Origin of the sequence: Bacteroides mediterraneensis (genome assembly GCF_016900355.1) — a bacterium.
Classification (GTDB): domain Bacteria; phylum Bacteroidota; class Bacteroidia; order Bacteroidales; family Bacteroidaceae; genus Phocaeicola.
On the sequence record NZ_JACJKA010000014.1, the window covers coordinates 64,522 to 87,850 of the forward strand.

23 protein-coding genes and 1 tRNA gene are annotated in these 23,329 nt (G+C 50.6%); 13 read left to right on the forward strand and 11 right to left on the reverse strand.

What is annotated here, in order from left to right:
* Positions 1-128: 128 nt before the first annotated feature.
* The 4 genes from H6A28_RS08955 (at position 129) to H6A28_RS08970 (ending at position 3,609) form a co-directional block, all read left to right on the forward strand.
* The gene (locus H6A28_RS08955; protein WP_204479874.1) at positions 129-1,367 is read left to right on the forward strand and encodes a fucose isomerase; all 1,239 of its coding nucleotides are present in this window, start codon (positions 129-131) and stop codon (positions 1,365-1,367) included.
* Between the two features lie 80 nt (positions 1,368-1,447).
* A complete protein-coding gene (locus H6A28_RS08960; RefSeq protein ID WP_204475505.1) occupies positions 1,448-1,930 on the forward strand; it encodes a DUF4494 family protein in 483 nt (160 codons plus the stop codon).
* 19 nt (positions 1,931-1,949) lie between these two features.
* Positions 1,950-2,618, forward strand: coding sequence for a YggS family pyridoxal phosphate-dependent enzyme (locus tag H6A28_RS08965; RefSeq protein ID WP_239465324.1), 669 nt, complete (start codon positions 1,950-1,952; stop codon positions 2,616-2,618).
* A 13-nt stretch (positions 2,619-2,631) separates the two neighbouring features.
* A complete protein-coding gene (locus H6A28_RS08970) occupies positions 2,632-3,609 on the forward strand; it encodes a dihydroorotate dehydrogenase-like protein (RefSeq protein ID WP_204479876.1) in 978 nt (325 codons plus the stop codon).
* Between the two features lie 86 nt (positions 3,610-3,695).
* On the opposite strand, the gene H6A28_RS08975 is transcribed toward H6A28_RS08970, so the two are convergent.
* The 5 genes from H6A28_RS08975 to H6A28_RS08995 all read right to left on the reverse strand — a co-directional run bounded on the left by H6A28_RS08975 (position 3,696) and on the right by H6A28_RS08995 (position 9,074).
* Entirely contained in the window at positions 3,696-4,781 is a 1,086-nt protein-coding gene (locus H6A28_RS08975) for an HpaII family restriction endonuclease (RefSeq protein ID WP_204479877.1), read from the reverse strand.
* Between the two features lie 411 nt (positions 4,782-5,192).
* Positions 5,193-5,693: an ECF transporter S component gene (locus H6A28_RS08980; RefSeq protein ID WP_204479879.1), complete on the reverse strand. Its 501-nt coding sequence runs from the start codon at positions 5,691-5,693 to the stop codon at positions 5,193-5,195.
* 15 nt (positions 5,694-5,708) lie between these two features.
* Complete coding sequence (locus tag H6A28_RS08985) at positions 5,709-6,149, reverse strand: DUF1893 domain-containing protein (RefSeq protein WP_204479886.1); 441 nt, start codon at positions 6,147-6,149, stop codon at positions 5,709-5,711.
* Positions 6,149-7,522, reverse strand: a complete 1,374-nt coding sequence (locus H6A28_RS08990; protein WP_204479888.1) for an aldo/keto reductase — start codon at positions 7,520-7,522, stop codon at positions 6,149-6,151. Before H6A28_RS08990 ends, H6A28_RS08985 begins: the two co-directional genes overlap by 1 nt.
* A 34-nt stretch (positions 7,523-7,556) precedes the next feature.
* The gene (locus H6A28_RS08995; protein WP_204479890.1) at positions 7,557-9,074 is read right to left on the reverse strand and encodes a 4Fe-4S dicluster domain-containing protein; all 1,518 of its coding nucleotides are present in this window, start codon (positions 9,072-9,074) and stop codon (positions 7,557-7,559) included.
* Positions 9,075-9,333: 259 nt separating this feature from the next.
* On the opposite strand from H6A28_RS08995, the gene H6A28_RS09000 reads away from it, so the two are divergent.
* The 7 genes from H6A28_RS09000 (at position 9,334) to H6A28_RS09030 (ending at position 14,872) form a co-directional block, all read left to right on the forward strand.
* The gene (locus H6A28_RS09000; protein WP_204479892.1) at positions 9,334-10,824 is read left to right on the forward strand and encodes a succinate CoA transferase; all 1,491 of its coding nucleotides are present in this window, start codon (positions 9,334-9,336) and stop codon (positions 10,822-10,824) included.
* Between the two features lie 5 nt (positions 10,825-10,829).
* Positions 10,830-11,744 carry a ribonuclease Z gene (locus H6A28_RS09005; RefSeq protein WP_204475490.1) on the forward strand — a complete coding sequence of 305 codons (915 nt, stop codon included), beginning with the start codon at positions 10,830-10,832 and terminating at the stop codon, positions 11,742-11,744.
* 79 nt (positions 11,745-11,823) lie between these two features.
* Positions 11,824-12,375, forward strand: a complete 552-nt coding sequence (locus H6A28_RS09010; protein WP_072542241.1) for an RNA polymerase sigma factor — start codon at positions 11,824-11,826, stop codon at positions 12,373-12,375.
* A gap of 45 nt (positions 12,376-12,420) precedes the next feature.
* Complete coding sequence (locus tag H6A28_RS09015) at positions 12,421-12,801, forward strand: hypothetical protein (protein WP_204479893.1); 381 nt, start codon at positions 12,421-12,423, stop codon at positions 12,799-12,801.
* Positions 12,802-12,828: 27 nt separating this feature from the next.
* Positions 12,829-13,284, forward strand: coding sequence for a hypothetical protein (locus H6A28_RS09020; RefSeq protein WP_204475493.1), 456 nt, complete (start codon positions 12,829-12,831; stop codon positions 13,282-13,284).
* Positions 13,285-13,385: 101 nt separating this feature from the next.
* A tRNA-Ser gene (locus H6A28_RS09025) sits at positions 13,386-13,470 on the forward strand.
* Between the two features lie 301 nt (positions 13,471-13,771).
* Positions 13,772-14,872 carry a site-specific integrase gene (locus H6A28_RS09030; RefSeq protein ID WP_204479894.1) on the forward strand — a complete coding sequence of 367 codons (1,101 nt, stop codon included), beginning with the start codon at positions 13,772-13,774 and terminating at the stop codon, positions 14,870-14,872.
* A gap of 758 nt (positions 14,873-15,630) precedes the next feature.
* Here H6A28_RS09030 and H6A28_RS09035 read toward each other — a convergent pair.
* The 6 genes from H6A28_RS09035 to H6A28_RS09060 form a co-directional block, all read right to left on the reverse strand.
* Positions 15,631-16,926: a sigma-54-dependent transcriptional regulator gene (locus tag H6A28_RS09035; RefSeq protein WP_204479895.1), complete on the reverse strand. Its 1,296-nt coding sequence runs from the start codon at positions 16,924-16,926 to the stop codon at positions 15,631-15,633.
* The gene (locus H6A28_RS09040; RefSeq protein ID WP_345944556.1) at positions 16,914-19,091 is read right to left on the reverse strand and encodes a hybrid sensor histidine kinase/response regulator; all 2,178 of its coding nucleotides are present in this window, start codon (positions 19,089-19,091) and stop codon (positions 16,914-16,916) included. The genes H6A28_RS09035 and H6A28_RS09040 overlap by 13 nt, the downstream gene beginning before the upstream one ends.
* Positions 19,092-19,251: 160 nt before the next feature.
* On the reverse strand, positions 19,252-19,911 hold the full coding sequence (locus H6A28_RS09045; RefSeq protein ID WP_204479896.1) for an HAD family hydrolase: 660 nt from the start codon (positions 19,909-19,911) through the stop codon (positions 19,252-19,254).
* On the reverse strand, positions 19,908-21,092 hold the full coding sequence (locus H6A28_RS09050) for an MFS transporter (RefSeq protein ID WP_204479897.1): 1,185 nt from the start codon (positions 21,090-21,092) through the stop codon (positions 19,908-19,910). The genes H6A28_RS09045 and H6A28_RS09050 overlap by 4 nt, the downstream gene beginning before the upstream one ends.
* A gap of 11 nt (positions 21,093-21,103) precedes the next feature.
* Positions 21,104-21,430, reverse strand: coding sequence for a DMT family transporter (locus H6A28_RS09055; protein WP_204479898.1), 327 nt, complete (start codon positions 21,428-21,430; stop codon positions 21,104-21,106).
* Between the two features lie 33 nt (positions 21,431-21,463).
* Positions 21,464-21,988, reverse strand: a complete 525-nt coding sequence (locus tag H6A28_RS09060) for a nitroreductase family protein (RefSeq protein ID WP_204479899.1) — start codon at positions 21,986-21,988, stop codon at positions 21,464-21,466.
* A 161-nt stretch (positions 21,989-22,149) separates the two neighbouring features.
* Here H6A28_RS09060 and H6A28_RS09065 point away from each other — a divergent pair, with 161 nt between their 5' ends.
* Positions 22,150-22,713 carry a Crp/Fnr family transcriptional regulator gene (locus tag H6A28_RS09065; RefSeq protein WP_204479900.1) on the forward strand — a complete coding sequence of 188 codons (564 nt, stop codon included), beginning with the start codon at positions 22,150-22,152 and terminating at the stop codon, positions 22,711-22,713.
* Positions 22,714-23,004: 291 nt separating this feature from the next.
* Positions 23,005-23,301 (forward strand): helix-turn-helix domain-containing protein, encoded by a 297-nt coding sequence (locus H6A28_RS09070; protein ID WP_071150135.1) that lies wholly within the window; start codon positions 23,005-23,007, stop codon positions 23,299-23,301.
* Positions 23,302-23,329: the final 28 nt, after the last annotated feature.

Sequence of the window (23,329 nt, forward strand, 5' to 3'; positions counted from 1 at the left end):
AAAAAGGGGGTTCCCTATCCTAAGAAAAACCGTCCAAGGAAAGTTTAACGCCTTTTCAAGCATTTTCCATGTCTTCAACCTAAAAAATCCGTATGTTTGTCCTCGATAACCAAACATTCCATACAAAAATGAATCTTTACCTAATTATATTTACTTCCGGGACCTATCGCGCAGAACAAGTTTATGACAAACACAAAGACCTATTTGTGGAACTGGAAAAACATTTCACCCTCCACCTGATCAACTACACCGAAGCCGACTGTATTCCCAGCAACGAATACAAGATGGCTTTCATTGCCAGCGGAGGAGTGGAAAATGCCGTCGTACGCTTCTTCAGCATCCTGCCCTATCCCATCACCCTGCTGGCCGACGGGCTGAACAACTCACTGGCCGCTGCCCTCGAAATCTCCGCCTGGATACAGTCGAGAGACATGAAAGTGAAAATCATCCATGGACTGGTGCCAGACATGGTCAACCAGGTACTCCTGCACCATCAGGCATTTGCCGCCAAACGGGCCTTGAAGAAGAAACGCATCGGCGTCATCGGCACCCCGGCTTCCTGGCTGGTGGCCAGTCACGTAGATTACCTGCTGGCCGGGCAGCGCTGGGGAGTGATTTATACAGATATCCCCATTGAAACCGTGGAAAAAACCTTCCATGAGATTACCGACGATGAAATCGGCGTAGAAGCCTCCCTGTTCGCCAACCGTGCCAAAGGCATTCAGGAAGTAACTCCCGAAGAACTGCTGCGCGCCATGCGCCTGTACAAAGCAATCCGTCGTGTGTGCGAGGAAGAAAAGCTCGACGCTCTTACCCTTTCCTGTTTCTCACTCATCCAAAGCCTGAAGACCACGGGCTGCCTGGCACTTTCCCTGCTGAATGATGAAGGCATTCCGGCGGGATGCGAGGGCGACCTCCAGTCGATTATGACTTTACTTATGGTGAAAGAACTCATCGGCCAGCCCGCTTTCATGGCCAATCCATCGTTTGTCGATCTAGCCCACAACGAGGTATTGCTGGCTCACTGCACCATCCCTACACGGATGGCCGAACACTTTATCATCCGCAACCACTTCGAGACGGAAAGCGGCATCGCCATCCAAGGGCTCGTGCATCCGGGTGAAGTGACCCTCTTCAAATGCGGCGGTGAATGCCTGGACGAGTATTACCTGTCATCAGGCCATCTTATTGAGAACACCAACCTGGTGACCTGCTGCCGTACTCAGCTGAAAGTACGCCTGGACAAACCGGCCGACTATTTCCTGCACAACCCGTTGAGCAACCATCACATCCTGATAGAAGGGAACTACGCCGACGTCATTCAGGAATTCATGCAACAAAACCGCTGCAAATCGAGAATTGACTGATTTTTCAAAACCATTTGTTCTCCCATTCAATTTATAATCGTATCTTTGTGTGAATTATTACAAATTGAAAAGCAAGAAAAATTATGATGCATAACTGGTTTGAATGCAAAATCCGTTACGAAAAAGTGGTCGAAAACGGCATGAACAAGAAAGTAACGGAACCCTATCTGGTGGACGCACTCAGCTTCACCGAGGCTGAATCGCGTATTATCGAAGAAATCACTCCTTCCATCAGCGGAGAATTTACCGTATCCGACATCAAGCGCGCCAACTACAGTGAGCTCTTCCCCAGCGACGAGGAAGCAGCCGACCGCTGGTTCAAGTGCAAACTCTATTTCATCACCCTCGATGAGAAAAGCGGTGCCGAAAAGAAAACAGCCACCAACGTATTGGTACAGGCTGCTGACCTGCGCGATGCAGTAAAGAAGCTGGACGAAGGCATGAAAGGCACAATGGCCGACTACGTGATTGCTTCCGTAGCCGAAACCGCCCTGATGGATGTATATCCTTACTCAACAGAGCCAGACGTGAAACCGGAATTTCCGGATGCAGACAAACGATAAACAAACACTTATCAAAACCATGGATATTCAGTCTAATTTAAATGAGGTACGGACACAACTTCCTCCCCAAGTGCGCCTGGTAGCTGTATCCAAGTTCCACCCCAACGAAGCCATCCTGGCGGCCTACGAAGCCGGACAGCGTATCTTCGGAGAAAGCAAGGAACAGGAATTAAGCAAAAAGCAGGCTTCTCTGCCTGCCGACATCCAGTGGCATTTCATCGGCCACTTGCAGACCAACAAGGTGAAGTATATTGCGCCCTACATCGCCATGATTCATGCGGTAGACACCTACAAGCTGCTGGCCGAAATCGACAAACAGGCCGCCAAATGCAACCGTGTGATTCCCTGCCTGCTGGAAATCCATATCGCCGAAGAAGACAGCAAATACGGATTTTCTTTTCAGGAATGTCGCGAGATGCTCGACACGGAACCGTGGCGGGAGCTAACCCATGTGGCCATCAGTGGCGTGATGGGCATGGCCACCAATACCGACGACCAAGCAGAAATTACCAAGGAATTTGAAAGTCTGCACCGCTTCTTCACGGAACTGAAAGACACGTATTTCGCGCACGACGACCGCTTCAAGGAGATTTCCATGGGCATGTCGCACGACTACCTGCTGGCCGTAAAAGCCGGCAGTACGATGGTACGCGTAGGCAGCAAGATTTTCGGAGAAAGAGTATATTAAAAACGAGAAGAATATGGCACAACTAACAACAACTTTTGCAGGGTTAACCCTAAATAACCCGATTATCATCAGCAGTTCGGGCCTGACGAACAGCCTGGCTAAAATCCAGAAACTGGAAGAAGCCGGGGCCGCTGCAGTAGTACTGAAATCAGTTTTCGAGGAACAAATCAATATGCAGGCAGGCAGCATGCAGGGCTACGGTTCTCCTGAAGCCGACGACTACCTGGGTGCTTACGTTCGCTCACATGCCCTGAACGAGCACATCGCCTTGATTGAGGACGTGAAGAAACACTGCAAAATTCCGGTCATCGCCAGCATCAACTGCTACAGCGACAGCGAATGGACTGACTTTGCCCGCCTGATGGAACAGGCTGGAGCAGACGCTTTGGAAGTAAACATCCTGACACTACAGACCAGCAAGGAATACAAGCCGGGCAGCTTCGAACAGCGTCACATTGACATCCTGCGCCACATCAAGAAAACAGTCCGCATCCCGGTCATCCTGAAACTGGGCAGCAACCTGACCAATCCGGTAGCCCTCATCAACCAGCTGTATGCCAATGGAGCCGCTGCCGTGGTATTGTTCAACCGTTTCTACCAGCCGGATATCCAGATTGACAACCTGACCTTCACTACCGCCAGTGTGATGAGTTCTCCGTCTGAACTGTCCGACCGTATCCGCTGGACAGCCATCGCTTCAGCCGAAGTACCGCAACTGGACTATGCCATTTCAGGAGGTGTACATTGCGGAAAAGGCGTCATCAAATCGTTGCTGGCCGGAGCTTCTGCCGTAGAAGTGTGCAGCACCATCTACCAGCATGGCAACGAGATGATCGGACGCATGAAACAGGAGTTGTCTGAATGGATGGACGACAAAGGTTTCAACTCTATTTCACAGTTCAAGGGCAAGATGAACGCAGCCGCTGCGGGCGAAGTGAACCCGTTCGAACGTACGCAGTTCATGAAATACTACAGCAACCACGAAGAATAATTCCCTTCGCGGAAACGCATAAAAAAGCGGATGCTCCTTCTTTTTACAAGTCGGAGCATCCGCTTTTTTATTTTCATTTATCGGCCTCAGCGTTTCAGCAGACCGATCTTCAGGTTCAGTTTGAAATAATATACCCCGTTTTCACGTTCCAGGTAGCCGTACTTGTCTTTCTCGGTAGAGCCTTTTTCCAGGCGGCTGTTCTGGTACAAGAAGTCGGCAAAGGTCTGGCGGAACGCCCGCTGGTAACATAACACTTCACCGTCGCCCGTCACGAACAGGAAACCGGCAATGGCCGAGTCAGTACCGTTGTACAGCTTGGCCGGACGCATGCCCATGGCCAATGCCAACAACAGTTCCTTCACCTTGTATTCATAGAAGCGGTGCTTCGTAATCAGTTCATCCTTGATTTTCAGCGGATTCAATTTCTGGAGCTCCTCTGTCAAATCCGATACCTTCGTGATGCCGTCCAGCCACATCAGGCGGGTCATTTCGGCCAGCAGACGGCCCATATGCAAATCAATCATCGACAGGTTGCTGCGGAAAATCTTGTCGGCCACGTCGCTGTACTTCAGCACGCCGCCCAGCCGCTCAATCATCAGCATCCGCGACACCACATCGTCTTCCTCTCCTTCCGCATTGATTTTGTTGATGGTAGGCGTGGCAAACTTCACGCCCGTCTGTTCAAACTTGAAATTGGCTGTGCGTCCGCCGTCGAGCAACGGAATCATCAGCCCCAGCCGGGAACGTACGCAGAAGCCTGTGAGCGGGGCATCCACCGAATAAAACGCTACACTGAAATCCGTACGGTCGTCCGTCCGAGCCTCCAGGTCGAAGATAGCCACCTCGTCGAGGAACTCTTCCACCCCGTCGGGCGAAGTCACGTCGTCTTCCCGACTCTGACGGATGGCCGCATAAATCAATTCGGCCACCGTAGCAAAGTCCTCCCGCGGAATCCGCTTGTCAATGTTCTCTCCTTTCAGGTGGATAGACTCCTTCTCCAAAATATACTGACGCGTACCGTCGTGTTCCTCACGCCGCACCATTGCCACCGGAAAACGGAGCGCTTCGTCCTTCTTCACGTCGGGAGTTCCGCCGTACACGTAGCCGTCGGCCAGCAGCCGGAAAAACGCATACAATTCCCCCCATTCTCTTTTCGTCGCTTCAAATGCCATAATCTCTTTATTTTTTAAGTGCAAAGGTAGTAAAAGAAGCGTTAACAAAAACGTTTCCGACAAAAGCAAATCATAATAGATGTTATTAAACAGATTTTTCGGGGTATTTTGCTTGCAGATAACCAGAAAATACGTACCTTTGCAACGTGTTTTTCATAGTATTAGATTTAAGGTTAACAAAAGGTTGGAGTTCAGCGGAACTCCTTTTTTTATGCCCATCCGCCACCTACAAAATCTCCTCTCAAAAACGCTTCGGCGTTTGTTCTTAAACGCAAGTACATTTCAAACAAAACGCCTTTGCGTTTTGATCCAAACGCAAGTACGTTTTACACAAAACGTAAGGGCGTTTAAACCGAAACGCAAAGGCGTTTTCTGACAGAATTAAAAGTCCCTGGAAATCAGATCATTTTCTCAAATGCGACGAATCACCCAGTAGCCTCCCAACACTTGCAGCAACATACCGGGGATACCGATACGGAAATCCTGCAAGGCGGTGAACAGACTGCCGGAGAGCATCCACTCGCCCAGTGTACCTGCCACCTGATAGAACAGCACCACGGCCAGCAGCAACGGCAGGGTGACTTTCTGGAAGCGGGCTGCCACCAGTCCGGCACCCACGGCCAGCAAAACGGATTTCAGCAGGATAGCCGGCAATACGGCAGGTGCAGGCATACCGAACCACCACGAGTTAAGCAGCGGCGAAAGCACTGCTGTCAGCAGTCCGGCTTTCCAGCCATACTTATAAGCCCCTACCAGGGTGAAAAAATAAATGGGCAGCCAGGTCACTCCTCCCTGCGGCACCAAATGAAAGAGCTGGGGCAGGACGATGTTTCCAGCCACAAACAGCAGAGCGGTGACGTAGGTCTTCACGCGGCTGTAACCCAATGTGTAAAGTTTTACGGTTGTTTCCATGTATAAGTCTATTTTTCAACGTTTGTTTTTTTCTTTTTCTGCGGCTTCCCGCATGCGGCTCACAAAGCCCTCAATCACCGGATAGAGTGCCGCGGGATTGTCCGACACGTCGCAGAGGGTCTCCAGCGGACAACGTCCCGTGCGGGTGCGATTGATGATACAGGGCACTTCTTCTGCAAAGGCTACTTCCACGCCCCCGTTTCGGAGTAAAGTGAGGGCCGGGGTACTGATGACCCGGGTCCACACGCGGGCCACGCCTCCCAGCACCATCAAAGCGGCAGCTCCTTTTCCAATAACCTTGTCGGCCAACCAGGCTCCCTTCAGAAAATCCCGGTCGGTGCAGTACAAGTCATACAGGTCAGCCACTCCCCGGCGGGAAAAGGTTCGTGTTTCCTCCTCGTGGCGCACCACGCAGGAATACCCTCCCGCGTTCAGCAAGCGTATCAGTTCCTCCATCACAGCGTCTCCTGTTTCAGTTTCTCTACATACTCGTCGATGCGGTGCAGTTCCTTGGGAATGTCGATGGATTGCGGACAATGCGGGCTGCACTGGTTGCAACCGATGCAATGGCTGGCCTGACGGAGTTTCGGCACACTGCGGTCGTAGCCCACCAAGAAGGCCCGACGGGCTTTCACGTAATTTTCGTCCATGCGGTCTTTCGGCATGTTGCCCTCGTTCACACACTTATTGTAGTGTACCAGGATACCGGGGATATCAATGCCGTAAGGACACGGCATACAGTATTTGCAGTCGTTGCAGGGCACGGTGGGATATTGCAGCATCAGTTCCGCCGTGTCGAGCAGGAACTGGTTTTCCTCCTGGGTGAGCGGCACCAGCGGCGAATAGGTGCGGATGTTGTCTTGCAGATGCTCCAGGTAGGTCATACCGCTGAGCACGGTCAGCACCTTGGAAGGCGTACCGGCAAAACGGAAAGCCCACGAAGCCACACTGCCCTCGGGGTTGCGCTCCTTCAGGCGGGTAAACACGTGTTCAGGGATGTTCGACAAGCGTCCGCCCAGCAACGGTTCCATCACCACCACCGGAATGTCCCGGCTGCTCACTTGCTCATACAGGTAGTCGGCGTTGACGTTGTTGCCCGAAGCATGAAACCAGTCGGAATAATTCAACTGAATCTGAATGAAATCCCAGTGTACCTGGTCGTGCATGGCCAGCGCCCGGTCGAATTCCTCCTTCGTGCCGTGGAACGACCAGCCCAAATGGCGGATACGTCCGGCCTCTCGCTCCTTGAGCAGAAAGTCGAGCAGGCCGTTGTCCAGAAAACGTCCCTGCAACCCCCGCTTGCCGGGAGCCCCCAGCATGTGAAGCAGGTAATAGTCGATGTAGTCCACCTGCAGCTTCTTCATCGAATTGTGATACATCTTCACCCCGAAATCATAATCGGAATTGGAGAAGTTCGACATCTTGGTAGCCACAAAGAACTTCTCGCGCGGATGCCGTTTTAAAGCGATACCCGTGGAAGTCTCCGACCACCCCTGCACATAGACCGGGGCTGTATCAAAATAATTCACGCCATGTTCGATGGCATAATCCACCAGCCGGTTCACCTCCTCCTGGTCAATCACGTTGCCGTCGCCTCCCGGAGCCGGAAGGGTGGGCCAGCGCATACAGCCGTAGCCTAACAGTGACACCTTGTCCTCGTTGGGAGGAAACTGGCGGTAGGTCATCTTGCCCACAGGCACCTCACCTACCCCTTCACTGGTTTCTTTCTTATCGGGTGCACAGCCGGAGAGCGCCGCCGTGGCTCCCACCGTACTGATACCTACTATCTTCAGGAAATCTCTTCGATTCATCGGTTTTTTCTCGTCCATTCTCTTTGCATATATAAAAGGTAAGACAATTCAGTTAAAGCGTACGGTGACGTTCGTGGCCTTCCACGTAGATGGCACTCAACGGACGGGCCGGACACAGGTTCTCACAGGCTCCGCAACCGATGCAACGGGCTTCGTTCACAGCCGGAATCTTCAGCGAGTCGGGGTTGGACGGATCGGACGGTACCATCGAAATGGCGTCCACCGGACAATGGCGGGCACAGTTGCCGCACTCCTCCTTGTCGGTAAGCGGAATACACCGTTCTTTCACCCACACGGCATGTCCAATCTGGATGGAAGACTTCTCAGCCTTGTCGATTTTCAGGATGGCTCCAGCGGGACACACCTCGGAACAGCGTGTACACTCCGGACGGCAGTAACCGCGTTCGTACGACATGTAAGGCTGCATGAAAGAATCCAAAGAATTGGAGGGCCGCAACACTTCGTTCGGACAAGCCGACACGCACAGCTGGCAAGCTGTACAGTGCGATTGCAGGTGACGGAGTCCCTGTGCTCCCGGCGGTACAATCGGCGTGTGGCGCACCGGCTCTTTCTTGTCGATGATGTCGGCCAGTCCGCCGTCCATCTTGATGGCTTCCGCCTTCTTGGCCACCTGTGCCTTCAGCACCGACCCTGCCAGCAACAAAGAGCCAGCCAAGAATTCCCGACGTCCGACAATGGAATCCTGCTTTTCAGCCACCGGAGCCGCTGCCTTTTCATCCTTCTTTCCATACGCAAAACGGTAGCCGATGGCACCTTTATGACATTTGTCCAGACAGTCCATGCAAGCCACGCAACGGCTTCCGTCCACCGCGTGGTTCTTCACGTCGATGCAAGCCGCTTTGCAATTGCGGGCACAAAGGGTACAGCCGTTGCATTTCTCCTTGTCGATGGTAATGCGGAACAAGGCGAAACGGGAGAAGAATCCCAGTACGGTACCCACCGGACAGAGGGTATTACAATAGGTACGCCCATTGCGTGCCGCCAGCACGATGACCAGTACCAGCATCACCGCTGCTACAATCAGCACGGGCAAGCTCTTGAGCCAAACATCCACTGAATAGAACGCATAGCTGTCCATGCGTTCGGCCAGCGAAGCCAGCAGGTTGTTGCCCCACATCCACAAGGGTTGCAGGAAACTGTGGGCTGCACGGCCATACACCGCATACGGATCGAGCAAGGCCACCAGGGCATGCACGCCCAGCAGCACGGCCAGCACGTAGATGACCAGCACTCCGTATCGCAGCCAGCTTTTCGGCTTGGAATACGTGTAAGGCATCTTCTTACGGCCTCTGCCCAGACGGGCCACTACATCCTGAAACACGCCCAGCGGACAAATCACCGAACAATACACACGTCCGGCAATCAGCGTGAGCAAGATCAAACACACGATTACTCCGGCATTCAAGGCAAAAAGCGCCGGAAGGAACTGAATCTTCGCCATCCAGCCCAGCCATGCATGCAGCACGCCTGTGAAGTCGACGAACAACAGTGTCACGAATACCAGGCACAATACCCCCAGCGTGCGCCTGACTTTTCTCAGCTTATTCACAGTAAAAGCAATTTTAGTTAGTTACTCTCATCTTTCTATCACAATTCCGTGATAATTCCTCACAAAAATAAAAGGAAATCCGTTTGAACGTATCATTCTGGTTCTTTTTTTGAGGAAAAAGCATAAATATAAGTTTATTTTGCGTGAATCAGATAACTTTCGAGGCTAAAATCGGAAAAGATGTCAGAAAGATTGGTTATCTGAATTACAAATTCTAACTTTGTCTGACTATATTGTAGCAAAAGACCAAAAACATATCATGACATACGCATTTATTACGGCAGCCGAAGCCGCTGCCACCATTCATCATGGGGACACCGTCGGCATCGGCGGATTTTCATCAGTAGGTACACCGAAAGCCGTGCCGGAAGCACTGGCCGCCTACGCAGAAGCACAACATGCACAAGGAAAAGAATTCAAAGTCGGCCTCATCACAGGAGGCGCCACGGGCAACCAGGTAGACAGTGCCCTGGTCAAAGCCCATGCCGTATCATTCCGTACGCCTTTCCAGTCAAATAAAGACATGCGCACGGCCATCAACCAGCACGAAGTGGAATATTTCGACCTGCACTTGTCGCAGATTGGTCAGGACGTGCGTTACGGTTTCCTGGGAAAAATCCATGTAGCCATCGTGGAAGCCTCCGACCTCACTGACGACGGAGAAATTATCCTGAGCACCTCGGTCGGCATCTCGCCCACCCTGCTGCAGAAAGCCGAACGGATTATCATCGAACTGAACGAAGCACATAGAGGAAAACTTACCGGCATGCACGACATCTATATATTGGACAACCCGCCTTATCGAACACAGATTCCGATATATCATGTGAACGACCGGGCCGGACGCATCAGTGTGAAAATTGACCCAAAGAAGGTCACGGGAGTGGTCCGCACAAATGCCCGTGACTCTATCGCTGCCTTCACGCCCCAAAACGAAGCGACCCTGCAAATCGGACACAACGTAGCTTCTTTCCTGCTGCGTGAATGGAAGAACGGGGCCATCCCCAAAGAATTCCTTCCCTTGCAGTCGGGCGTGGGCAATATCGCCAACGCCGTATTGGGGGCCTTGGGCGATGATACCAGCCTTCCCGCCTTCTCCATGTTCACGGAAGTGATACAGAACTCGGTCATCGACCTGATGCTGAAAGACCGCATCCGATTTGCTACCGGCAGTTCACTCACCTTGAGCGACGACCATCTGGACACGATGTATGCACAGATTGACATGTTCCGCGACCGCATCCTGCTGCGTCCGCAGGAAATCACCAACCATCCGGAAATGATTCGCCGCCTGGGCATCATCGCCATCAACACGGCCCTCGAAGCCGACATCTTCGGCAACGTGAATAGCACGCACGTGTCGGGCAGCCAGATTATGAACGGCATCGGAGGCTCGGGAGATTTTGCCAGAAACGCATATTTGTCTATCTTTACCACCCCGTCGGTGGCAAAAGGCGGACTGATTTCGTCTATTGTGCCCCAAGTATCGCACGTGGATAGCACGGAACACGACGTGCGCATCCTCGTGACGGAACAGGGCGTGGCCGATTTGCGGGGCAAATCGCCCTCGCAACGTGCCCGCTGCATCATTGAAAACTGTGCGCACCCCGATTACAAACAGTTGTTGTGGGATTACCTGAAGCTTTCGGAAGGACATTCCTGCCACACGCCGATGTCGCTGCGCAACGCCTTCAAGATGCACCTGGCCTACACCGAGACGGGTGACATGCGAAATACCAAGTTTGAATAACAAGAATGGAAAAATTTGACATACACATCTTAGGATGTGGTTCAGCCCTGCCTACTACCCGCCATCAAGCGACCTCGCAGGTGCTCAACATCCGCGAAAAACTGTTCATGATTGACTGCGGCGAAGGCACACAAGTACAGCTCCGCCGCGCCAAGCTGAAGTTCAGCCGGCTGAACCACATCTTCATCTCTCACCTCCACGGCGACCATTGCTTCGGGCTCATGGGACTGATTTCCACGTTCGGTATGCTGGAACGCACGGCCGACCTGCACATTCATGCCCATGCCGACCTGCAACGATTGCTGGAACCGCAACTGGAGTTTTTCTGCAAGGGGATGCCCTATCAGGTAGTGTTCCACCCCTTCAACCCGGGCGAACGTACCGTGATTTACGACGACCGTTCTGTCAGTGTGGAGACTATTCCCCTGCGTCACCGCCTGCCTACCTGCGGCTTCCTCTTCCGCGAGAAACCGATGCCCAACCATATCCGGCGCGACATGATTGATTTCTACGGCATTCCCATCTGCATGATGAACCGCATCAAGAACGGCGAGGACTACGTGTTGGACGATGGGACGGTGGTTCCCAACGACCGGCTCACTACTCCTTCCGACCCGCCACGGGCGTATGCCTATTGTTCGGACACGGTATACCTGCCCCGCCTGGCGGAACAAGTGGCGGGCGTAGACTTGCTTTTCCACGAAGCGACCTTCACTGAGAGTGAAGCCGTCCGAGCCAAGCAGACCCTGCACTCCACTGCCGCACAAGCTGCTCGCATCGCCAAGGAAGCCGGAGTAAAACGTCTGCTCATCGGCCATTTCTCCGCCCGCTACGAAGACGAGAATGCCTTGCTGGAAGAAGCCCGCACCATTTTCCCAGACACCCTGGCCGCCGACGAAGGGCTGAAGATCTCACTCTGAGACGTTAAAGAAAACTAACCCCATTAAACTGATTCCCCAGGAGATTGTCTTACCAGACAATGACGAACCCGCACACGCCATGAACAATTATAACGAAAAAGAAACCATACTGATGCTTCAGGACCCATCGATGCAACGAAAAGGCTTCGAACGGATAGTGAAGGCCTACAGCGAACAGTTGTACTGGCAGATACGGCGCATGGTGGTTTCGCACGACGACGCCAACGACTTGCTGCAAAACACATTCATTAAGGCATGGACTAATCTGGACTATTTCCGCGGCGACGCCAAGATTTCCACCTGGCTCTACCGCATCGCTCTTAATGAATGTCTGAACTTCCTGAACAAGCAGCGTGCCGAAAACCGTCTGTCCCTCGACGATGCCGATGCGGCCTTAGCCAACAAACTGGAGAGTGATCCTTACTTCAACGGCGATGAAACGCAAAAACTCTTCCAGAAGGCCATCCTACAACTTCCCGAGAAGCAACGCATCATCTTTAACCTGAAATATTTCCAGGAAATGAAATACGAAGAGATGTCGGAGATTCTGGGTACCAGTGTAGGAGCGCTGAAAGCATCCTACCACCATGCCGTGAAAAAAATAGAAGATTTTTTTCATCAACACGATTAAACCTTTTTTACAAATTCGAATCTAACTTCCAAAGGAGGCAAAAATATGAAAAAGGAAGAAACTGACTTACTGAAGAGATGTGGAACCGAGAATCCTTTCACGGTGCCGGAAGGTTACTTTGAACGCTTCACGGAACAGCTGATGGAGCAGCTTCCGGAGCGTGAGGCGCAGCCTACCCCCAAACTGACGTTATGGACACGTGTCAAACCATGGGTCTACATGGCCGCTATGTTCTGCGGACTGATGCTCAGCGTGCGGATGTTCGTAGGCGAAAAGCAGTCGCAGTCGCCTACCGCCACCCCGGAAACGACGGATTTCACCGAAGTGCCCGACGAATACATCGACCCGATTGTCAATCAGACCATGATGGACGATTATACTCTATACCAGTATCTCACCGACGCAGATACGGAAATCTATAAATAAAGGAATAATATAAATAAAGGAATAAGAATGAAAAAAACAATTTACATGCTCGTGCTCCTGCTGACGGTGTGCCTGACCGGCTTGCAAGCACAGAACGCCAAACTCAGCAAAGAAGAATTCCGTAACCGCCAGAAAGAATTCTTTACCCAGCAGGCGGGACTGAGCAACGAAGAAGCACAAAAATTCTTCCCGCTCTACTTTGAATTGCAGGACAAGAAACAGGTGTACAACAAAGAGGCGTGGCAGAAACTTCGCCAGGGGAAAAACGCCAATACCACCGAAACGGAATACGGCAAGATTGTAGAGGACGTGATTCAGGCGCGCATCGCCACTGATGAGTTGGAGCTGGAATACGTGCGGAAATACAAACAATTCCTCACGGCAAAAAAAATCTATCTGCTGCAAAAAGCCGAGATGCGTTTCCATCGGGAACTGCTGAAGGGCTTCAAACACGGTCAGAAAGGTCAAGAGAAGAGAAAATAAAGGTTCACACCGATTTTTTCAGTCCAAAAATTTGGAAAACAAAATTCTTTACGTACCTTTGCACCGCCTTCGAAAAACGAGGTACTCCTAAAAAGAGTTTTGGAGAGGTGGCAGAGTGGTCGATTGCGGCGGTCTTGAAAACCGTTGTACCGCGAGGTACCCGGGGTTCGAATCCCTGTCTCTCCGCTGAAACCTAAGACATTAGGTAGTCAAATTAAGACAAGTCCCGTAAAATCAACGTTTTACGGGACTTTTTCTATTTATCCGGTGGACAACCGAAAGACATTAAAATGCCCACTTCAGACAAAGTTCCGTTACAAAATCGTTACAGGAAAATCGGGAAAATCTTCTGTAACGATTTTCGATGTAAGTCCTTGATTTGTCGCTCATTGACGTTCAAATGTCTGCTTGTAACCCAATTATTAATTATTCCTTTGCAGAGGGAAGTCATTACACCCACTGTAACGGAGCTAAATTAAAAAAGGATATGAGTAAGAGTACATTTAAGATTCTGTTCTATCTAAGAAAGAACTATCTGAACAAGGAAGGAAAAGCGGGTATTATGATTCGTCTGTCGCTTAACGGTGAAATTTCTCAATTCAGCTCAAAGCTGGATATAGAACCTGATAAATGGGATACCACATTGGGCAAGGCGAAAGGAAATACACAAAAAGCCCGCCAGTTGAATGAAACATTGGAGGACATCCGTGCTTCGCTGAAAAACCACTACCGGGATATTGAAGTGCATGAGTCATTCGTAACGGTAGAAAAAATACGCAATGCGTTTTTGGGAATAACGGCGAAACAAAGAACACTGCTGGAACTTTTCAAGAAACACAATGAGGATGCAAGAAAACTGGTCGGCATCAGCAAGACTCCTGCCACCCTCGCGAAGTATGACCGCTGCTACCGGAGGCTGGAGGAATTTATGAAAATGAAATACAATATTTCGGATATATCACTGAAGGAAATCGGGCACATGTTCATTACGGACTTCGAGAACTATCTGAGAACGGAAAGCAAATGCAATGAGAATACTACGGCAAAATTCATGCAGACGTTCAAGATGATTGTAATCATCGCCAAAAACAACGGTTGGATTTATACTGACCCGTTTTCAAATTATAAAATCAGACTGAAACGTGTGGACAGAGGCTATCTGACGGATGCGGAACTGCAAAAGATAATGAAGAAGAAGTTTCCGACTAAAAGACTGGAACAGGTACGGGACGTGTTCCTGTTCTCCTGTTACACGGGATTATCATATGTGGACGTGAAGGAACTGAAGGCAAGCGACATCAGAATCTCATTTGACGGGAAACCGTGGATCATGACGCACCGTCATAAGACAGATACTCCGGTAAACGTACCGCTGCTGAAGATACCGCAGGCGATACTCCAGAAATATGAAGGTCAGCTCCCCAAAGGTCAGTTGCTGCCTGTGCTGAGCAATCAAAAACTTAATTCTTACTTAAAAGAGATTGCGGATTTGTGCGGTATAAATAAAAATATTACCTTCCACCTGGCAAGACATATTACTTTCTCTTACTCATTGAAAACAAGGGACTTACAAAGATTGTCAGCTTGACAGGTAACGACTTGGAAACCAGCAGGCTTCTATATTCTGCTATGTTCTGCACTAATCATAAGAACGCTTTTCTCATTTGCAAAAGTAGTGTTTTTCTTCCTTATTGCCAAAGTTATTCCTCTGAAAAATAGAGTAAATCAAACATCTTGTCATTATTGTACATTTGTTGCACATCTTGCTGATGAAAATCAGTAGCACTGTCCTACTTTTAATTCAATACCGTTTCCACATTGTATTTGAGCCTAATCGTTTGCGAATAGCCTGCCTGCACGCTTGTCTGTGTGCCGGCAGGCAGGCACGCAGGCAGACCGGTCGGCAGGCAAGCAGGATGGCTGGCAGGTCGGAGTGCGGGCAGGCTTGCAGGCTAGTGTGTGTATGTCCGCACGTGTTTGCATTCACGAGAACCCACACGCAGTCTGGCTTGCAAGCATTCATGCGGATATAACCACTCTCTTATGCCCTCTTATACCCTCATTTCCTTTCTTCTTTTGGGCAGCTTGGGCATCGGGAAACGATGCTTTGAAATCCGAAATAACAGCACTAATTCAAATCCGTTTGCTGACGGATTTCTTGTGCTCTCAAAAGCACAGCAAGGTGTCCTTCGAGTTACCCGAAGGCTTTTCGGTTACTGCCGAAAAGTGGCAGCAGCAAGGTATGTTTCGAGTTACTCGAAACCTTTCGGGTTACTCCGAAAGCCTTGCCGCCGGGTTGCCTCTCCGAAGTCGGGCAACCTGTTCTAACCTTGTGGTGTTCTTGGTCTATTCCTTGTACTTTATGCCGTATAATCTTATCTTGTTGTACAGCGTGGTACGTCCGATGCCGAGCAATGCCGCAGCCAATTTGCGGTTGCCTTTCGCCTGTTCCAGCGCACGGATAATCTGTTTCTTTTCCATATCGTCCATTTCCAGTGAAGCGTCAGACGTCAGCGGCATTTCATCGAATTCCAACGTGTCCGCCGTGACCGTATCGCCCTCGGTATGCAGCACCGCCAAATGCACGACCCGTTTCAGCTCTCTCACGTTGCCGCCCCACGTATAGGCAAGCAGTCGTTTTCTTGCCTCCGCGTCAAAGCCTTTTACTTGCTTTTCAAATTCCTCGTTGGCAAGTTGTAGGAAGAACTCCGCAAGCGGTATGATGTCCTCCTTGCACTCGCGCAGCGGCGTTATGTGCAGGGTGTATTCTTTCAGCCGTTGGTAGAGGTCAGCCCGGAAACGCTTTTCAGTTATGGCAACCTGCAAATTTTCGTTGGTGGCGGCGATGATGCGCACATCAGCCCGCTTGTCCTTGCTGCCGCCCGTGGGTCTGTACATTTTGGATTCCAACGCACGGAGCAGCATCTGCTGCACTTCTATGGGCAGGTTGCCTATCTCGTCAAGGAACAACGTGCCTCCGGCGGCTTCCTCCCAGAAACCTTGTTTCTTGCTTTCGGCTCCCGTGAACGCCCCTTTCTCATGTCCGAACAGGGCGGAGGCGGCAAGCTCCTTTGAAAGCAGGCCGCAGTCCACCGCCACGAATGGCTTGCCTGCCCGTTTGCTCCTCGCGTGTATCTTCCCGGCAATGTGTTCCTTTCCTGTTCCGCTTTCGCCTAATATCAATACGTTCATGTTGGTCGGGGCGACCAGCCTTATCCTGCGGTCTATCTCACGGAAAGCCGCGCTCTGCCGCTCGTAAATCGGTGTGTCGTGCCGCTCCGTCCTTTTCTGCAAGGTTTTCAGGAGCGGGAAAAGGTTGGCTTCAATCAGCGGCTTCGGGATGTAATCTTCCGCGCCTGACTTCATCGACCGGACGGCCGTGGGCACTTCGTCGTAGTCGGTCATGACGATGTAGGGATTGTTCATGCCCTGTCTCCGCAGTTCTTCCAGCAGGGCGATGCCGTCTCCGTCGGGCAGGCGCAGGTCGGCAAGCACGATGTCGTCCTCCCGCACCTTGGAAAACAGTTTCCTTGCCCCGTTGCAGGTGGAGGTGCTGACGCTTTGGAATCCCTTGCTCTCCAGCAGTCCGCACACATAACCGGCGAATACGGGATTGTCCTCTATCACGATTATCCGTCCCATCGTTCCGCCTCCTTCCTCGCCAAATCTACAATCAGTTTGCCTTGTGCCAGTACGGCGTCAACGGCAGCCTTTACTTCGTTATCTGATATTTTTCCCTTGTGGATTGTGTCATACAATACCGCCAACGGCTGTTCCGCCTTTATCAGCATCCACGAGCTTCTGAGGTGGTGTATCCAGCTGTCCAACGCCTCCATGTCCCCGGCTTCCGCAGCCTTGCGCACTTCATCCATGTCGGATTGTGTCGTGGTCGCCAGCTTTTCCAACGTGCGCCGCTTGTCGCCGAAAGCGAGCAGGGGCGACAGGTCTATATTGCTTGTGCCCTTTGGCTTGATGCAGCGTTCCGTGACTGCAAGCAGTTCGTCTATGGAATAAGGCTTGTACAGCACGGCGGCAAATCCTTTTTCTGTCAGTTCCTTTTCTTCCACGTAGCCTGCAGCGGTGGCAGCAACAACGGGGATGGTCTGCGAGTTGCCGATCTCCGACGTGCGCAGCAGTTCCAGCACCTCATAACCATTCACCTCCGACATCTTCAGGTCGGTTACCAGCAGGTCGTAGTCCTTTGTGCGCATACGGTCCGTCAGTTCGTCCACGCTTTGGCAGGTGTCGCACTTTACGCCGCTTTGCCTGTACATTTCCTTCATCATGTCCAGCAGCATCCCGTTGTTGTCTATCGCCAGCACGGAGTATCCGGAAAGCGTGGAATGCTTAACAGTTGTCTTTTCGGTGGCCATTGTTTCCTCCGCTTTGGGCAGTGGCAGGCTTACGGTGAAGCGGCTTCCTTTGCCCGATTTGCTTTTCACTGTGATGCTTCCATTCAGCAGTTTCACCGTGTCGCTGACGATGGCAAGCCCTAATCCGAAGCCGTCCTCCGTCACGGAGTTGCCCAGCCGCTCGAACGGGACGAATATCCGCAGTTGCTGTTCCTTTGTCATGCCCGTGCCTGTGTCTGACACTGACAAGGTAAATATGCCGCTGGTATATTCGGTTGTCAATGTGACACTTCCGTTTTTGGTAAATTTGATGGCGTTGGATAGCAGGTTGCTCCCGATACTCAGGATGCGGTTTTTGTCACCACCCACTATCTCGTCCGCATGGTTTTTCACTGTGAAGGCAAGATGTTTGCTTGCTGCTAATGGCCCGAACTCCGTTTCCAATGTTCCGGCAATGGAGCATAGTTTGAACGGCTTTATGACGGGTGTTTCCTTGCCGCGGTCCAGACGGAAATACACCAGCAGGCTGTTTATCATCCCTGCCATGCGCCCGGCGGCATCATGGATGGCGTGTGCATGGCGCATGCGGCTGTCAGCCTCCGTGTCGTCCAGCAGCAGTTCGGCGTTGCCGCCGATGGCGGTCAGCGGGGTGCGCAGTTCGTGGGTGACGTTTTGGATGAGGTTGCGCCGCAACTTGATTAGCTTTTCATTTGCGTTATTGCTCTCCTGCAACTTTCCGATGAGTTGCTCACGCTGTTTCCGTTCGTGGTCGTTACGCCTGATTTCCCGGTGGATGGCAAGACCGGAGAGGAACAGCAGTACGATGGCGGCGGAGATGGTGGCGGTCAGCAGCCTGACGGACAGTGCCTGCGCCTCCGATATGTCCTGTTCTCGTGCGTCGAATGCGGCCTGTGCCTGCGTGTCGAGGTCGCGTATCAGCCGCCCCAGTTCCCTGTTCAGCGTCCGGTTGCGGATGCGCAGGCTGTCGGCGTATGCTTCCATCTCCGCCGCCTGTTTCCTTTGCAGGGCGGTCAGGCTGTCGCTGAAGGCGTGGAGTTCCCCGGCGGATGGCAGCACCTGTACGGTCTTCTTGCCGCCGAAGAAGCCTGCCAGCCCGCTTTTCTTCTTCCTCACGGTGCGGACACGTGTAGCCCGTCGGGCTACTTCGGGCAGGTGGTTCACCAGCAGGCTGTTTGCCTCGTCCTGCCGCTCCATCACCTCCATGATGTGCCGCAGATGGGTTTCCTTGTCCGTCAGGAGGGAGCGGAGCGTGTCTATCTGTGCCGGGCGCACGTATTCGCGGCAGAGCGGTTTCATGGCTTGCAGCAGGCTGTCGGTGCTCAGGAGCTGGGCATGGTAATGGCGGTAGTCCGTTTCGTCCCAGCCGACGACGCCCTCGCCCAACAGGGCAAGCCGGGTGATACAACGGTGGGCCTCACTTATGTCACGGCGCACCTGCCGGATGGTTTCCGTGCCGGCTTCTATCTCCCTGATGCGTTTGCGCTCATGCACCAAAATGGCGGCCATGCTGCCGATGACCGCCATCATGATAACGTAGCCTGCAAGAATTTTAAATTGTAACACTTAATAACAATCTGTAAATTTATGTAAATAGCTACACTTTGGCAAGAAGTTCATACGTAAGTTCTGTTACTGAAGAAACCAGCCTGTCAGCATGAACCGATGATAATTCTGCTTCTGAGCCATAGCCATAGAGAACACCAACACATTCCATTCCGATAGCATGGGCACCTGATACATCGAACTTGCGGTCACCCACCATTATGGCACTGTCCATATCGGTAATGTTTGCCAGCTGACATAAATAACGCATTACTTCGACCTTACTTTCCCGTGAACGATTGAAAGAAGCTCCTCCAATATAATCGAAAAAAACGGATAATCCAAAATGTTCCAATATCCGTACGGCGAATTCCGTGGGCTTGGAGGTTGCCACATAAAGATGCTTGCCTACTCCACGTAGTGTCTGTAGCATCTCTGGGACACCAGGATAGACAGTATTCTCAAGCCAACCTTTATTGGAAAAATATTCACGGTAATAGCTTACCGCCTCGTCCGCCTGTGCATCGGAGAAATGATAAAATTCTCTGAACGAATAGGTCAATGGCGGTCCAATGAACGGGGTTAACTTATGCAAATCGTTTTCAACGATGCCATAGCGAGATAAGGCATATTGCACACTGTGGGCTATACCTTTGAATGAGTCGGTCAGTGTGCCGTCTAAATCAAATAGAATATGATGTTTGGAGCTCATATCTTACTTTCCTTAAATGTAAAACTGACCAGTAAGGAAAGGGCAATGAACGTCAATCCGGCTATGGCTGTTCCCGTCCATAGGAAATGCTCCCAACAGATGCCGGCAACAAACGTTCCCACGGAACCGCCAAGAAAATAAATGGTCATATACAGCGTGTTTACACGGTTGATGGCTTCAGCGTCGAGCGTTACCACACTGGTCTGATTAGCCAAATGAATGCTCTGCATCCCCGCATCAATCAGGAGAATGGCAATGATGATGCCTGCGTAGCTGTCGCCGCCACACCATGCCGTCAGCCAAGCCACCAGCATAACGACTCCGCCTATGAGAGAAAAACGTCTGGCTCCATAAATCGGAATATATTTACTGATGAATACCACTGTAGCAGCTCCTGCCAATCCGCAAAATCCCAATGCCCCTATGACATCATCTCCAGCAAAAAAAGGGGCTTGCTTCATCTTGAAGGCAAGGCAACTCCATAAGGCAAAGAAAGCGCCATAAGCCAATGCCGCCCGAGCGGAAGCAATGCGCAGGTATGGATATTTCCGCAGAATATGCCATAGCGACTTCATCAGCCTTCCGTATGTTTCTTTTGCCTGTGCGGGCAATGCGGGAAGCACTTTGTACATCATCAACCAGCAATACGTCATCAGTCCGGCCGCTATGAAATACACCATGCGCCACCCCCAGGCATTGGCAATCAGTCCACTCAGTATCCGTGAGCCCAAAATTCCCACCAACAGACAGGACTGCATGATGCCTACATTGCGCGTCTTATGGCTTGGGGCTGAATGATAAGACACAAGCGGTATGAAGAACTGAGGCATGACAGACGTCGCTCCGGTTATCAGCGATGCCACCCATACGATACGGATGTCCTGTGCCGTACCAATCGCCAGCAGAGAGCAGGCTGCAAGAACGTAGTTGGTTAATATCAACTTACGGCGTGAAAGCAGGTCTCCCAATGGAATGACAAACAGCAGACCAAGCATATAGCCGACTTGCGTTAAGGTCGCTACCGCATTGGCGGATAAATCATTTATTTTAAAATCTGTGGCTATACTGCCCAACAAGGGCTGGTTATAGTAACAGTTGGCGACTGATAATCCGGTTGCAATGGAAAGCATGACCAGCAATGAAGCCGGAATACCCTGGTTGGCTTTCAATTCATATTTCATGTATTCCCCTTTCAGTAAGAAACAATCTTCAAACCTATCAAAGACGCTATCAGCGTGAACAAGAAGAAAAGCCGTATCGGTGTGGCCGGCTCCTTAAAGACAAAAATGCCTATCAGGACCGTACCTACCGCCCCAATACCCGTCCAAATGGCATAAGCTGTGCCTAACGGCAATGTTTGCACGGCTTTGGCAAGCAGCGTCATGCTTAATATTGTGGAGATAAGAAAACCTCCACCCCAAAGATAGAACTCGAAACCGGATGCGGCCCGAGTCTTCCCCAAACAAAAAGTCAGGCTTACTTCAAAGAGTCCGGCCAATAATAAGATAATCCAATTCATAAAAAATCGCCTTAAGTAAATCGTGTGACATTTTTATCTAATTATACGGTAATACCCTTCTTTTCGTGTGACGGCAGGCGCTGGTTTGCCATCAGGATAGCCCAATGCCAAAGCACCGATGCCCATCAGTCCGTCAGGCAGCCCCCATGACCTTATCATCTTTTTCCCTTCATCTGTGGTGAACATTTCTTTCTCTCGATGAATCCAACAGCTTCCCAAGTTCAAGGCATGAGCTGCAAGCATCATATTTTCAAGCACACAAGTTCCATCCTCGATAGCAGTATGAGCATTTGAGGGAGCAAAAACCAATACATAAGTGGGAGCATCGTAAAAAGGATTTGATTTGGATCCAATTACTGCCGCATTCATTGCAGCCAGTTTTTTGCGCTGCTCTTTATTCTGCACAGCTACGATAAACGCACTTTGGCGCCCTCCTGCTGAAGGTGCGTAAGTTCCTGCTTCAAGTACGGCATCCAATTCCACATGGGAAATTTGTCTGTCCTGAAATTTACGACAACTGCGTCGCGTTTTAATAATCTCCCAAAAATCATGTTCCATATTATTCCGTGTTAAAGTTCGATGCAAAAGTAGGTACATCTTACACTAAACCTTTTTACATTTGGCAAAAAATGATTTCGCATTTGACAAAAAGAGACATGCTTCCTGATTTATGACGCATCTTTTTGTTACCTTCGCAGGGTGATAAGTGTTGATGGAGTATGGAACTGGAACAGATTTTAAGTTTAAGATACCCTCTGCCTGAAGAGTCTTTAGACAAATTGCATCGTTGTATGTCAGAGATTACATTGCCTAAAGGATTTCATATATTGGAAATAAACAAGGTAGAGAAAGATATATTTTTCATTAAACAGGGTATTGTCAGGGCTTTTACTTATGTTGACGGAAAAGAAATTACGTTTTGGATAGGCAAGGAAGGTGCTACCATTGTTTCTATGAAAGGATATGTAAACGACGAGGCTGGATATGAGACAATGGAACTGATGGAGGATTCTGTTCTGTATGTCTTGAAGAGGAAGAAATTGCAGGAATTGTTTTTGGAAGATTTGCATATTGCTAATTGGGGACGACGGTATGCGGAAATGGAACTTTTGGAGACTGAACAACGATTAATCTCCATGCTCTCAGCTATCGCCTCAGAGCGTTACAGGCAACTGGTTGAGATGGATCCGGAACTCTTGCAACGGCTGCCATTGGGCAGCATAGCCTCGTATCTTGGCATTACGCAGACAAGTTTAAGCAGGATAAGGTCACGAATGAAATAGCTTTATTTACAATTTAGCTTTTGCAACCATTTTGCAGTGTCACTTCATATAATAACGCCACAGGCTTCCATATCGGTGCCAAATGCTTCCACGCATGCACAAGGTGATTGGCTTTTGCCTACATTGTCTTTACTTTGCGTTGCCATGCAAAACGATATTCCCAGAGTATGAAAGATTGGGACAGCAAAATGCCACAAGCTGCCACCTAATCGCATATCCATCTCATTACGGAGAATACCGATTTACTTTGCAGGCAAAAACCAAGTATCAACATTAAAAGCAGTATCGACAATGGAAATTTTGATTATTCAGAAAGAGGCATTCGAGGAAATGGCGGCGAAGTTCAGCCGTTTCGCGGAACGTGTGGATGCCCTCCTTGCCAAGCAGGGCGGCAAGTCATTAAACCGCTGGATGGACAACCAGGAAGTCTGCCAGCAGTTGAACATCAGTCCGCGCACGTTGCAGACGCTACGCGACAACGGCACGCTGGCCTATTCGCAGATTAACCACAAGGTGTTTTACAAGCCGGAGGATGTGCTGAGCATCGTAAAACTAATTGAGGGCAAACGGACGGACAGAGTCGTTTGATTATTATTGTCTTACCACTAAATCCAAC